15 protein-coding genes are annotated in these 13,361 nt (G+C 44.2%); 4 read left to right on the forward strand and 11 right to left on the reverse strand.

What is annotated here, in order from left to right; translation table 11 throughout:
• Positions 1–14: 14 nt before the first annotated feature.
• A complete protein-coding gene (gene spxO / locus AC07VD_RS01080; RefSeq protein WP_003221681.1) occupies positions 15–179 on the reverse strand; it encodes an anti-adapter protein SpxO in 165 nt (54 codons plus the stop codon).
• A gap of 167 nt (positions 180–346) precedes the next feature.
• On the opposite strand from spxO, the gene AC07VD_RS01085 reads away from it, so the two are divergent.
• Entirely contained in the window at positions 347–1,222 is an 876-nt protein-coding gene (locus AC07VD_RS01085) for a TetR/AcrR family transcriptional regulator (protein ID WP_064671601.1), read from the forward strand.
• A 38-nt stretch (positions 1,223–1,260) separates the two neighbouring features.
• Here AC07VD_RS01085 and fumC read toward each other — a convergent pair whose 3' ends face one another.
• Positions 1,261–2,649, reverse strand: a complete 1,389-nt coding sequence (gene fumC, locus AC07VD_RS01090; protein ID WP_003228523.1) for a class II fumarate hydratase — start codon at positions 2,647–2,649, stop codon at positions 1,261–1,263.
• A gap of 66 nt (positions 2,650–2,715) precedes the next feature.
• A complete protein-coding gene (locus tag AC07VD_RS01095; protein ID WP_003244599.1) occupies positions 2,716–2,901 on the reverse strand; it encodes a YvzF family protein in 186 nt (61 codons plus the stop codon).
• Positions 2,902–3,018: 117 nt separating this feature from the next.
• On the opposite strand from AC07VD_RS01095, the gene gerAA reads away from it, so the two are divergent.
• Genes gerAA through gerAC form a run of 3 tightly spaced genes read left to right on the forward strand, consistent with a single transcriptional unit; the run spans position 3,019 to position 6,651 of the window.
• Entirely contained in the window at positions 3,019–4,467 is a 1,449-nt protein-coding gene (gerAA, locus tag AC07VD_RS01100; RefSeq protein ID WP_160831971.1) for a spore germination receptor protein GerAA, read from the forward strand.
• Entirely contained in the window at positions 4,436–5,533 is a 1,098-nt protein-coding gene (gerAB, locus tag AC07VD_RS01105) for a spore germination receptor protein GerAB (protein ID WP_160831970.1), read from the forward strand. Before gerAA ends, gerAB begins: the two co-directional genes overlap by 32 nt.
• Positions 5,530–6,651 carry a spore germination receptor protein GerAC gene (gene gerAC, locus AC07VD_RS01110; protein WP_124059076.1) on the forward strand — a complete coding sequence of 374 codons (1,122 nt, stop codon included), beginning with the start codon at positions 5,530–5,532 and terminating at the stop codon, positions 6,649–6,651. Before gerAB ends, gerAC begins: the two co-directional genes overlap by 4 nt.
• 7 nt (positions 6,652–6,658) lie before the next feature.
• Here gerAC and liaR read toward each other — a convergent pair whose 3' ends face one another.
• The 8 genes from liaR to AC07VD_RS01150 all read right to left on the reverse strand — a co-directional run bounded on the left by liaR (position 6,659) and on the right by AC07VD_RS01150 (position 13,354).
• Positions 6,659–7,294: a two-component system response regulator LiaR gene (gene liaR / locus AC07VD_RS01115; RefSeq protein ID WP_123373831.1), complete on the reverse strand. Its 636-nt coding sequence runs from the start codon at positions 7,292–7,294 to the stop codon at positions 6,659–6,661.
• Complete coding sequence (gene liaS / locus AC07VD_RS01120) at positions 7,272–8,354, reverse strand: two-component system sensor histidine kinase LiaS (RefSeq protein ID WP_049139671.1); 1,083 nt, start codon at positions 8,352–8,354, stop codon at positions 7,272–7,274. Before liaS ends, liaR begins: the two co-directional genes overlap by 23 nt.
• On the reverse strand, positions 8,351–9,076 hold the full coding sequence (gene liaF, locus AC07VD_RS01125) for a cell wall-active antibiotics response protein LiaF (RefSeq protein WP_003242605.1): 726 nt from the start codon (positions 9,074–9,076) through the stop codon (positions 8,351–8,353). Before liaF ends, liaS begins: the two co-directional genes overlap by 4 nt.
• 33 nt (positions 9,077–9,109) lie before the next feature.
• Positions 9,110–9,982 (reverse strand): LiaG family protein, encoded by an 873-nt coding sequence (gene liaG / locus AC07VD_RS01130; RefSeq protein WP_124059078.1) that lies wholly within the window; start codon positions 9,980–9,982, stop codon positions 9,110–9,112.
• Positions 9,983–10,082: 100 nt separating this feature from the next.
• Positions 10,083–10,760: a stress responsive protein LiaH gene (gene liaH, locus AC07VD_RS01135; protein ID WP_003243047.1), complete on the reverse strand. Its 678-nt coding sequence runs from the start codon at positions 10,758–10,760 to the stop codon at positions 10,083–10,085.
• 26 nt (positions 10,761–10,786) lie between these two features.
• The gene (gene liaI, locus AC07VD_RS01140; RefSeq protein WP_042974723.1) at positions 10,787–11,167 is read right to left on the reverse strand and encodes a cell envelope stress-induced membrane anchor protein LiaI; all 381 of its coding nucleotides are present in this window, start codon (positions 11,165–11,167) and stop codon (positions 10,787–10,789) included.
• Positions 11,168–11,328: 161 nt separating this feature from the next.
• Positions 11,329–12,597 (reverse strand): MFS transporter, encoded by a 1,269-nt coding sequence (locus AC07VD_RS01145; RefSeq protein WP_003244338.1) that lies wholly within the window; start codon positions 12,595–12,597, stop codon positions 11,329–11,331.
• 175 nt (positions 12,598–12,772) lie between these two features.
• On the reverse strand, positions 12,773–13,354 hold the full coding sequence (locus AC07VD_RS01150) for a cob(I)yrinic acid a,c-diamide adenosyltransferase (RefSeq protein WP_024573172.1): 582 nt from the start codon (positions 13,352–13,354) through the stop codon (positions 12,773–12,775).
• Positions 13,355–13,361: the final 7 nt, after the last annotated feature.

The following is a 13,361-nucleotide window of genomic DNA, read 5'->3' on the forward strand; positions in this document are numbered from 1 at the left end:
TGCAGTCTATTTTTTTATGTGAAAGAATAGCCGTTAAAATCTCTGTAATTTGTTTTGAGCGGCTGTTTGCATTGATGAACCCATTTTTTCTCTGACAAGGTCTGCTTCGGATATTTGACTTTCTCCACTTTGATTCCTCTGTTTCGCAAGCGGCTGATCATTTCGTCCAATTCTCTCATTCTAGATTCACCCTTTCGCTTGAGCTTTGACCATTCGGTCATCTCAATTTATAATATAAATAATACATGATAAAAAAACAAGTTACAATAAGGTTAATTTTATAACAGACGGTGTGACTATATGGTCATATCCTAGCAGGCCTCCGGGCTCCGAAAGGGTGGAACCATTGAAGGAAAAAGAAAAACTGATTATTGAAACAGCCTTAAAACTATTTGCCCAAAAAGGATACAACTCAACATCAGTTCAGGAAATCGCAAAAGAATGCAAAATATCTAAAGGCGCTTTTTATATTTATTTTCCTTCGAAAGAAGCGCTTCTTCTCTCTATGCTGAACTACTATTATGATAAAACGTTTACCCGAATTTTAAATATTAAAACGAAGGGCGACAGCCCCAGAACGGCTTACCGTAAACAGCTGACCGTCCTCTATGAAAACATTCTTGAACACAAAGATTTTATCAGTATGCAGTTGAAGGAAGGTTCTCTGCCTTACACAGAAGAAGTGGAGCAATGCGCAAAAAAAATCCGCCAGTCCTCACTTCAATTTCATATCGACAGCCTGCTGAACATCTATGGAAAAAAAGCGGAACCGTACACTGCTGAGCTTTGTTTTTTAATAGAGGGCATCAGCCAGATTTACCTGGAATGCATGATTTTGCTCGGGTACACTGTGAAGCCGTCTCAATTAGCTGATATCATTATGAATCGAATAGATGATATGGTAAAAGGCATGTCTGAACGAAACGATAAGCCTTTCATTACATTGGAAGAAGCGAGTTCTTTATTCGGGCCTCTTACGCACGGACGGCCTGACCCGCTGACTGAATCGATTGTGAAAAGCCTACGTGACAAAATTAACAGCTTAAACACAAACTCCTCTCTTGAATTATCGGAGAGCTTGGACATACTTGAAGCAGAAATGAAGAAAAAAACACCGAAGCTTGTGATCATTAAAGGAATGATTCATAATCTGACGGAGTCTGAAGCTCTCGCCAAAGATGCGGAACAGCTTAAATATTTATTAAAACAGCAACATATTTAGAAGAACGGCTGCTTAAAAAGCAGCCGTCTTTCTTTCTATTACGCCTTTGGTTTTACCATGTCTTCCGGCTTAACCATTTCGTTAAATTGCTCCTCTGTCAGCAATTCAAGCTTCAAAGCTGCTTCTTTGAGCGTCAATCCCTCTTTATGGGCAAGCTTGGCGATTTTCGCCGCGTTTTCATAACCGATATGCGGGTTCAGCGCCGTAACAAGCATTAATGAATTTGACAGGTTTTCCTGAATGGTTTCTTTATTAGGCTCAATACCGACAGCACATTTATCATGGAATGAATTCATGCCGTCACTGAGCAGCTGCACAGATTGCAGGAAGTTGTAAATAATAACAGGCTTAAACACGTTCAGTTCAAAGTTCCCCTGACTTGCCGCAAAGCCGATTGTCGCATCGTTCCCCATGATTTGCGCTGCGATCATTGTTAACGCTTCGCTTTGTGTCGGGTTGACTTTACCAGGCATAATGGAGCTTCCCGGCTCATTTTCAGGAATGACGATCTCCCCGATGCCGCAGCGAGGTCCGCTTGCGAGCCATCTGACATCGTTTGCGATTTTCATTAAGTCAGCCGCAAGCGCTTTTAATGCGCCATGCGCATAAGTGATTTCGTCATGGCTTGTCAGCGCGTGGAATTTATTCGGCGAGCTGCTGAACGTTTGGCCGGTCAGCTTAGTGATCTCTTCTGAGACAAGCTCTCCAAACTCTGGGTGGGCGTTGATACCCGTTCCGACAGCCGTTCCACCAATTGCAAGCGCACGCATTTTATCTGTCGCTTCCAAAATCATTTCCTTCGAACGGTCCAGCATGTGAACCCATCCGCTGATTTCCTGTCCGAGGGTCAGTGGCGTAGCATCCTGAAGATGCGTGCGTCCGATTTTGACAATATCATTGTATGCTTTTGCTTTTTCATCCAGTGTATTGCGAAGCTGATCAAGCGCCGGCACAAGCTGCTCGTAAACAGCCAAAACAGCGGCAACATGCATCGCAGTCGGGAATGTGTCGTTTGAGCTTTGGCTTCGGTTCACGTCATCATTTGGATGAATCGTTTGATCAGAGTTCTTCTCTTTTAATAAAGCAGTCGCACGGTTGGCTACCACTTCGTTCATGTTCATATTGCTTTGTGTGCCGCTTCCGGTCTGCCATACGACAAGCGGGAAGTTGTCATCGTACTTGCCTTTGAGCACATCATCACAAACCGCTGCAATCGCTTCTGCTTTTTCAGCATCCAGATTGCCGAGGCGTTTATTAGCTAGAGCAGTGCTTCGTTTTAAGATTGCAAACGCCTTCACAACACGCATCGGCATTTTTTCAGAACCGATCTTAAAGTTCTCCTTGCTTCGCTGTGTTTGGGCGCCCCAAAATTTATCAGCAGGAACTTTTACTTCTCCCATGGTGTCTCGTTCAATTCTGTATTCCATTTATGTATCCCTCCATAACGGTTGCTTCAATAGATCATAATTCGCCAATGACACAAAAAATCCTTTTTATTTTTCGATCTTGGCAGATTTTAATTTTAATTCAAGATATACGCGGGAATCCTTTGAATATTTGTATTTTGGATTCGTCCTTCCGTACTCCTTTGATGTATAAGAGACATCATAATGCTGTTCAAATGATCTAATGAGCTGTTCAATTTCTTCTTGTTTTCCAGCTAGCCTTACCTGTGCCACTTCGTATCCTCCGCTTTCATAAAAAAACTTACTCCATGAAATACTCTAACACAGTATATCATTTTTTTAACAGGAAAAGATAACCTCTACTAAGGTTTTGGATAAGAGGTGACCTCATTGGAACAAACAGAGTTTAAGGAATATATACACGATAATTTAGCATTGGTGCTGCCAAAATTAAAAGAAAACGATGATCTGGTGAAAAACAAAAAAATGCTTGCGAACGGACTGGTTTTTTACTATTTCTATTTCAGTGAACTGACTGATGAGAATAAGGTGTCAGAAGCCATTAAAACTTTAATTAAAGATGAGGAGACCTTAACGCTTGACCAGGTCAAAAAACGCCTTGACCAGCTTGACGCAAGACCTATTGAAACCGCAAAAAAAACGATTGAATCGATTCTCAACGGCAATTGTGCTGTGTTTATCAACGGATTGGATAAAGCCTATGTTCTGACCACAGGAAAGAAAAAAACAAGAAGCCTGACAGAGCCGACAACTGAAAAAGTGGTACGCGGCCCAAAAGTTGCGTTTGTAGAGGATATTGATACAAATCTCGCTCTGATCAGACAAAGAACCTCTCATCCGAAATTGATCACCAAAAAAATCATGATCGGCGAAAACAAGCTGAAGCCCGCAGCCATTATGTACATTGAGGGCAAAGCGAAAAAGTCCGTCATAAAAGAAGTGAAGGCGCGGCTTAAAAATATCCAGCTGGAAGATATCCAGGACAGCGGAACGCTCGAGGAGCTCATTGAAGATAATAAATATTCACCATTTCCGCAGATACAAAATACGGAAAGACCTGACAAAGTATCTTCAGCCCTGTTTAACGGCCGTGTGGCAATTTTGGTCGACAGTTCACCATTTGTGCTGCTGGTGCCGGTTTCTCTCGGCATCCTGATGCAATCCCCGGATGACTACTATGAACGCTGGATTTCAGCATCTCTTATCCGGTCGCTGCGCTTTGCTTCTATCTTTATCACCTTGTTTTTGTCATCGATTTATATAGCACTTGTTTCCTTCCATCAGGGGCTGCTGCCGACCGCGCTCGCCGTTACAATTTCGGCGAACAGGGAAAACGTGCCGTTCCCTCCGATATTTGAAGCCTTGCTGATGGAAGTAACCATCGAGCTGCTAAGGGAAGCCGGGCTGCGACTCCCCAATCCGCTCGGACAGACGATCGGCCTCGTTGGGGGCGTGGTCATCGGACAGGCTGCTGTAGAAGCGAATCTCGTCAGTTCGATTATGGTCATTGTCGTCAGTGTCATTGCCCTGGCATCCTTTACCGTTCCTCAATACGGAATGGGTCTGTCTTTCCGGGTGCTGCGTTTTATTTCGATGTTTTCCGCCGCTATTTTAGGACTATACGGCATTATTTTATTTATGCTTGTCGTTTATACGCACTTAACGAGACAAACGAGCTTTGGGTCTCCGTATTTTTCGCCAAACGGATTCTTCAGCCTGAAAAATACGGATGACTCCATTATCCGTCTCCCAATTAAAAACAAACCAAAAGAGGCGAATAATCCAAATGAGCCAAAAACAGACTCCACTGAAACTTAATACCTTTCAAGGTATTTCTATTGTTGCAAATACAATGCTTGGGGCCGGACTTTTAACATTGCCGCGAGCGCTGACCACTAAGGCTAATACGCCTGACGGCTGGATCACGCTGATATTAGAAGGTTTCATTTTTATTTTCTTCATTTATTTAAACACGCTCATTCAGAAAAAACATCAATACCCTTCACTCTTTGAATATTTGAAGGAAGGGCTAGGGAAATGGATCGGCAGCATCATCGGCCTTTTGATCTGCGGCTATTTCCTCGGCGTAGCCAGCTTCGAGACCCGGGCAATGGCTGAAATGGTGAAGTTTTTCCTGTTGGAGAGAACCCCAATTCAAGTCATTATTTTAACGTTTATTTGCTGCGGTATTTATTTAATTGTTGGGGGCTTAAGTGATGTGTCGCGGCTGTTTCCCTTTTATTTAACGGTAACCATTATTATTTTGCTGGTTGTGTTTGGGATCAGTTTTAAAATTTTTGATATCAATAATTTGCGTCCTGTTTTAGGTGAAGGCCTTGGACCTGTTGCAAACTCCCTTACCGTCGTTTCCATCTCTTTTTTAGGAATGGAAGTGATGCTGTTTCTTCCTGAACATATGAAGAAAAAGAACTACATGTTCAGATATGCGTCTCTAGGATTTTTGATTCCGATTATCTTATATATCCTTACGTATATTATCGTTGTCGGAGCTTTGACCGCTCCCGAGGTAAAAACGCTGATTTGGCCGACTATTTCTCTCTTTCAGTCCTTTGAGCTTAAAGGCATATTTATTGAACGGTTTGAATCGTTTTTACTGGTGGTCTGGATTATCCAGTTTTTCACCACATTTGTCATTTACGGATACTTTGCCGCTAACGGGCTAAAGAAGACATTCGGATTATCGACTAAAACAAGCATGGTGATTATCGGCATAACGGTCTTTTATTTTTCTCTCTGGCCGGATGACGCCAATCAAGTCATGATGTATAGCGATTATCTTGGCTATATTTTTGTCTCCCTGTTTCTGCTTCCCTTCATTCTCTTTTTCATTGTAGCTCTCAAGAGGAGGATTACAGCAAAATGAAAATCCGGATTTTATGTATGTTTATATGCACCCTATTGCTGTCCGGATGCTGGGACAGTGAGAATATCGAGGAATTAAGCTTAGTGATCGGAGTAGGGCTAGACAAGCCTGACGATGAAAATTTAGAGCTGACACAGCAAATTCTCGTGCCGAAAAAAATCAGCGCCAAGGAGGGCTCTTCGTCTGACCCGACACAGCTTTCTATCACAAAGGGTGAAACTGTCCATCAAATGATGAGAACCTCTGCATTAAAGCATAATCCTACGTTTTCACAGCATTTGCGTCTCATTCTGCTTTCCAAAAGCGTGATTGCGGATCAAATTGGAATGGACGCGATCATTAACCAGTTTGTCAGAGACAACGGAACAAGGAGGAGTTCCTACGTCTTTATCACCAACGGCCGAACTAAGGATATATTTAAAATGAATGATGAAGGTGAACCCGCATCCAACGTGATATATGATCTGACAGAGAATAATAAGGTGACGATCAGAATGATGGAGCCAGTTACATTGGGGGAGATCTCAGAACACTTAACCTCTGACGATTCATTCCTCATCCCTCATGTCGGTAAAGAAAACGGCAAGCTCGCGATAAACGGAGCCTCTATCATCAAAAACAAATTATGGCACCGGGATCTCACCCCGATTGAGATTCAAAATATCAACTTATTTTCAGGCACTGTCGAAGGAGGCGTCATTGACTTGAAGCGCGATGGCCATCTCTTTTCTTATGAAGTATATTCGAGCAATCGGAAGATCAAGACGGCATACAAGGACGGAAAGTTCAAATTCACCGTTACCCGCAATATTGAAGGTCGTCTATCTGAGGACTGGAATCCCAATGAAGATTCGTTTAAGGATTCATATATTAAAAGTATTGAAAAGACAGTCGAAAAACGAGTACACGAAACAGTAACGTCATTTATTACAGAGAAGCTGCAGAAAGAGATCAAAGCGGACGTAACCGGGCTGGGAAACGAGGTCAGAATTCATTATCCTCAAAAGTGGAAAAAGATTTCAAGAAAATGGGATGATGATTATTTCAGTAATGCGGAAATAGACTACCGGGTCAATGTGGTTGTCAGAGACTTCGGAACGAAAGGCGCCAACAAATAGCAGCCGCCTATTTTACGAGATGGTTTCGATGTGCGTATACCGCCGCCTGCGTCCGGTCACTGACATCCAGCTTTGATAAAATATTGGTAATATGTGTTTTGACTGTTTTAATCGTAATAAACAGTTCCTCGCCTATTTCTTTGTTTGTCTTTCCTTCTGCGATCAGGCAGAGTATTTCGAGCTCCCGTTTCGTAAGCGATTCATGCGGGAGCGCGTTTTCACCTGAGTGGCGCAGCCTGGATAATACTTTTCCCGCCACTTTTGACTCCAGCTTCGGCTCTCCCTTGCTTGCGGCGCGGATGGCATCGGCGATTTCTGCCGCTTTTGAGGTTTTCAACAGATAGCTGAGCGCGCCAGCTTCAATAACCGGGTACACTTTGTCATCATCAATGAAGCTAGTGAGTACAATAATTTTCGGGTCGGAAAGCTCCCGGCAAATTTGCTTTGTAGCTTCAATGCCATCCATGCCCTCCATGACAAGGTCCATTAAAATGACATCAGGCGACAGTTCCACAGCAAGCCGAACACCTTCGCTGCCGTCCGATGCTTCGCCGATGACTTCAATATCGGGCTGCGCCTCCAAAAAAGCCGCGAGCCCCATTCTGACCATTTCATGATCATCAATCAATAATACTCGAATCACGTTCGTTCTCTCCTTTTTCTTCCGGGAAAATCGGGACCTTCACTTCGATTTGGGTGCCTTTTCCTTCTACTGAAATCACTTCGGCGACCCCGCCGATTTCACTTGCACGTTCTTTCATAGAATTCAATCCGTATGAGGATGCTTTCACCTGGTCCATTTTGAAGCCTTTTCCATTATCAATCACCTTCAGACGGAGCTGGCTGTTCTTTATGCCCAGAATCACGGTTACTTTTGACGCTTTTGAATGTCTAAATACGTTTGAAAGGGCCTCCTGCACGATTCTGAACAAGTGGTCTTCAACACCCTTGGATATCGCTGTGTCCTGTATATCCCACTCAATATCAATCGGCTGCTTTTTTCGGAACTCGTCCAAAAGCTCCGTAAGGCCCTCCTTCAGCCCTTTTCCTTCAAGGGTAACAGGCCGTAAATGGAGCAGCAGCGCCCTCATCTCATTTTGGGCTTCGCCTGCCATATGCTCGACCATCTTGATCCGCTTGACTGTTTTGTCATCAGCATCCTTGACATGTTCCAGAACGGCTGATGTCATCATCGATATGGCAAAGAGCTGCTGGCTGACCGCATCATGAAGATCTCTGGCCAATCGCTGGCGTTCTTCTGAGATAACCGACTTCTTCATTTGAGCCTGCCATTCCGCACGTTCATTGGAAAGTTTCTGCAGGGATGCGACTTGAAGCTCCACGCGCTTCGCCATTTCGTTCAGCTGATCGGCGGCCAGGCCGATTTCATCATCACCGAGCGGCGGTATCCGATAAGCGAAATTGCCGTTTTCAAAGGTTAAAATGGATTCAATTAATGTATCAATCCTTGTCTTTAACCGGTTGCCGTACATATACCCTGAGGCGAAACCGACGGTCACGCTGATCAGCAGCAAAATCAGGATAAACGGAATTCCGAACCAGCTTGATGACAGCAAAACAAGCGGATCGAGCCGATAGTAAAACATCATAAAGGAAATCAGGCAGGCAAAAAGGAGCAGGCTGATTCCCGTTGTCATGCGGATGGCGCGCCATTGGAGGCTGGCAAGCAGTTTTTTTCTCATACGTACTTCACATCCACATCACCAATAAATAAGGAAACGGACACTTTGACCCGGCGCTTTGACTCGCTGAAATCGGTTGACGCGGCATATACCTTCGTGCTTAATCCGCTTTTCTTCGAGCCGATCAGATTGATGTCTCCTATAAAAACAGCCGAGCTGACAGCCACTTCAAGGTCCGATGGTACATATATATCAACGTTTCCAATGACTCCGCTAATGACGATTGTGCTTTCTCCCTCGGGAATCATCGCTTTAGACAAATCGATTTTGATATCACCGATAAAACCAGAGACATTTAAATCATTCAGATCAAACGGCTGCTTCATCATTTGCAGCTCTCCGATAAAAAAGCTGCGCATGTCGGGATGTTTTACATCTTTTGGCGGCTCATGATGTTCTTTTTTATTGAGATTGACCTGTTTCTCATTCGGTTCAAATATCGGCTTCCCTTTGATAAGCCTGTAGCCGGCGTAAATTAGAAATGCGGCAAACGCATAGCCGAATAAATTAAAGGTGATGCTGAAGAGGTTTTTCAAAAATAGAAACGCGGCAAAGATATACATGACGGAGCCAAGCCAATCACGGGAATATTTTTTAAGGAAATAGCCGGCAATCAGAAAAAAGAGCGGCCAAAACAGCAGATCGCCTATTCCGATAATTTGCAAAAACATACTGATGCCGAATAAAGCAATGATCAATCCGAGAAGCTGTTTTTTTGTCATTCCTGGTGTCCGCCTCCTTTCTTCTGCCTGGTGCTACCGTATCGCTAGATCCCCGCTGTCCGTTTTAATGTCGATTGGATGCCGGCCGCTTCCTTGCGTGCCTGTGATGTGATGCTGCTCTTTATGTGCTTTATCAGCAAATGAATACGGCGAACTGACGTCACCGCTCGCTGATTTCGCTTTGACTGTAAAGCTGCCGTTTTTGGGAAGGCTTAGATTGGCATCACCGCTTGTCAGCGTGACAGATACGGGGCCGGTTATCTTTGTCAATACAGCATTAAAATCTCCTGAAGTCATTTTCACATCAAGAGAGCCTGATACATGAACCAGATTTGCGTCCCCTGAAGCTAAATCAATGCCGGATGTTTTGGAGACGGTATTTGAAATGGTTACATCCCCCGATGACGCCTTCACTTTCAGGTCTTGAAGGCGGACGTCCGTCACGCTCGCATTTCCGCTCGCAGATACTGTGTTCAGCCTGGAAAGCGCAAGATGGTCATTTCCGGCCACAGACACGTCCCCGCTTGAGGTTCGTACTGCCAGATCACCTTTATAATCATACGGAAGCCTGACGATAAGAGTTGAACGGTTAAACCCATTCAAAAATTGAAATTCTTTTTCCTTTACTGTCAGCTCCAGTTTTCTATTGTTTTCAGTAACAAATAACTTTCCTGAGTCTCCTGAAATGCCTGCCGATATGTCACTTCGTTCTTCCGCTATAATCCGGACATCCTTGCTATCCGACTCAATGACCATGCTGTCAATGTCCCGCGGCGATGCGCTGGCTGAATCGGCTTCTGTGCCATTTATGAAACCCAGGCCTGCAGCAAACACATCTTTTACGACGACGGCGAAAAAAACCAGAATACCGGCAGTGATCAACAGTTTGCCAAGCATTTTTTTCATTCGGTTTCATCCTTCTCATTCATTCTATTATAAAGGAAAAGCTTGCGAATTGATACGTGCGGAAGGGAAGGACTTGACCGCAAATCCTTCCCCGTTCCGCTTATTCATTTGCCGCTTTTGTCTGGTCTGATTTTTGCAGTGAAAGTGTCCGCATTTTTTCAATCTCCGCTTCCACATCGTCTGCGAATTCTTTACGTGTAAGTTCTGTGCCGGCTTCCGCTGACTTTGAATAATTCGCGCGGATTTCCATTTCTTCAATACGATTTTCAATACGTAAAAATTCACGATACGCGCTTTCACTGTCAATTTTGTCAAATGTCGTATTCATATGCTCTTTAGCTTTCGCCGCATTTGCCCGCGCAATCAGCGCCTGTTTTTTATCCTTTACGTCCTGAAGCTTTGTTTCAAGTGCCGCCAGCTGCTCTTTCAGGTCAGCCAGCTGACTGTTAGCCTGTTCATAGGAAGCTTTATGCTCAGCCGCCTTCCCTTCTAAATACTTCATTTCAGTCAGCGCCTTTTTCGCCAGTTCTTCTTCACCTGCGTCAAATGCGAGCTGTGCCTGATTTTTCCGTTTGCCAGCCACTTCAGCGGCTTCTTCATATTTTTTCTTAAATTGATAGGCAATCGTGTGCTGTTTCACAATTGTTTGCTTTGCTTTTGCGATGTCGCTTTCCATATCGCGTACATATTGATTCAGCATCACCTTTGGATTCTCCATTTTATCAAGTCCTTCATGAACTGACGCAACAAACATGTCTCTGATTCTTTTTAATACCATACCTGATTCCTCCTAATATATTGATATTATTTTTTCTTCAAAAATTCTTCCCATTCGTCATCAAAGTGAGATTGGTAGGCAACAGAAGCCGGTTCAGGATCAAAAGATGATACACCGTTATCAGCTGATCCGTTTTTCATCAGCTTCCAGCCGTAATAAACCATAGCGGCTGCCAATGCGATTCCGACGACAAACGGAAGTGAGCAGATGAGCATAATGGCTCCGATACCACCCACGATGATTCCCGTGATGGTTTTTCCCGCGGCAAACCTTTTGACTCCTGCGTATGTCATTAAGCCCCCGATGGCGAGCGGGATGATAAAGCCGAAGCTTCCTCCTCCAAAAAAGACAGAGATCCCAAATACAATTAATAAGAATCCGCCTATTGTTTTCTTGTTTATCTTCATGCAGATCCTCCTTTCGTTTTCCTTGTCTTCATCTTATACAAGTTGGAAGATATGCAAAACGAATCAGAGATTGATTTTTATATAAGACCGGAGTCGTATCTGGCACCGGACCCATCGGCACAAAAAAACGCCATGCACGAGGCATGGCGTTTCAAAACCCTTTACAGATGAACACTTGCTTCCCTTTCTTTAATCAGGTCGGACCTTTCTGCTTTGGCCAGTTTTGTAAACAGCAAGATTCCGATACCCGCAATAATTTCTACAATCCCGCCGACAGCGATCACTTTACCTGAGCCGAAAGCATTTGCGGCATACCCGCAAATGACAGCTCCGGCAGGGATCGAAATATTGGAGATCATATGTATAACGGCGTAAACCTGCGGCTGATCCTCACTATCCACAGACGTCTGGATAATCGTGTACTCAGGAACATTAACAGCACTGACTGCGGCGCCAAAGGTAAAAGCAGCGAAAAAGACGAGCGGCAAAAAGGTATTCATCCCGGTAATAAAGAAAGCAAATCCTTCAATAATGCCGGCAGTGACGAATAACAAGCCGTACCTGTTTACTTTGACTTTCGCCAGCACAAACCCTAATAAAAACGCGCCCGCGGCGGTGGTGGCCTTTAAAAGCGAGTATACGATCGGCTGGCCGTTTAAATCTTCCGCAACGTATACGGCAGAGAGCGCTTCCCATGGGGCAGCCGCGAAATTCATAAAGATACAGTAAATGGCGAGCGGATATAAAATCTGGTGTTTTCTGACGAGCCTAAAGCCGCGTTTCAGTCTTCCGATATATGTTCCTCTCTGTGTAACAACCGCAGACTCTGATTGAGATTCAACCGCAGTGTACTTAATAAAAAGAACGAGAAAACCTGACACCAAATAGAGCACAAGTGCGATAAGCATGGTATAAGAAGGACTGATAAACGTAAGAAAAGCGCCGCATAATGTGACAGCCCCGAGCCGAACAATTTGAGCGGAGGATTGCAGCACAGCGTTTGCTTTTTGAATGCCCTGTTCATTGACGATTTGAGGAATCAAAGCGATAGAGGCGGGATTGTAGGCAGCTCCAGTAGCTGAATGCACAATCATAAGCGTCATGACAAACCACAGCGGAGAGAAGCCCGCAAAATGACATAGAGGGATAATCAAAACAATCGCCGCCCTTGTCAGATCTGAAAAGTACATCCAAAATTTCAGCGTGGTCTGTTTCATAAAAGGCCCCGTCACAGGCGCCAGAACGGCTTCCGGCAAAAAAGTGACAGCAATCAATAAAGCAGTGCCGATCGCACCTTTGCCGTCATAAATTAAAAACCATAATATTGAATTAAATGCGAACATATCACCGGATATCTTGACTATTCTTGAGAAAAACAGATAATTGAAATTTCTCTTCCAGATGCTATCACTTTCAATTAAATTCACCATCCATCAGAGCCCCCCACTGCCTATTTTTTACATCTATTTATTACAATATCTCATTTTTCCATTTTTCAGTCAATAATTCATAAGGTTCATTTTTTGTCGTAAAATGGGAAATTGACAGAGTGAAAAACAAAAAAGCCAGCATGTATTTGAACACGCCGGCTTTCGTTTTCACTTTTTATGATTCACTGCTGTCTCGGTCCCGAAACACAATGGCACTTCTTTCATATTCTACATCGCCAATACCGCTTCTTGCATTCACAACCCGTGCGGCGGCAAAGAAATAATCGGACAGACGATTGAGATAACGCAGCACTGTTTCATGAATCTCCTCCGATTTCATCAGCGCCACCACTCTTCGTTCTGCCCGCCTTGTAATGGTGCGGGCGATATGGAGAAGCGAAGCACCCTTTGATCCGCCTGGAAGAATAAATTTCTTCAGTTCCGGCGCTTCTGCTGTATAGGCATCAATGCGCGTTTCTAAAAAGGAAACAGATTCTTCCGTTAGTTTGTAGTCTTTTCTTTCTGTGACGATTGCCAGATCGCCTCCGCAGTCAAACAGCTCATGCTGGATGGTCAGCAGCTCGGCTGTCAGATCTTCAAAGCCGGGCTGCCCGGAAAGCTCTGCCAAAGCAAGCCCGATAAAGCTGTTAAGCTCGTCAATCGTGCCGTAGCTTTCGACGCGTAGGCTGTCCTTGTCCGTTCTGCCCCCGACTAAGCCAGTTTGTCCCTTATCGCCTGTTTTTGTATATAGTTTCATACCCTGA

It is taken from the genome of Bacillus sp. GW821-FHT01G09 (genome assembly GCF_059422205.1).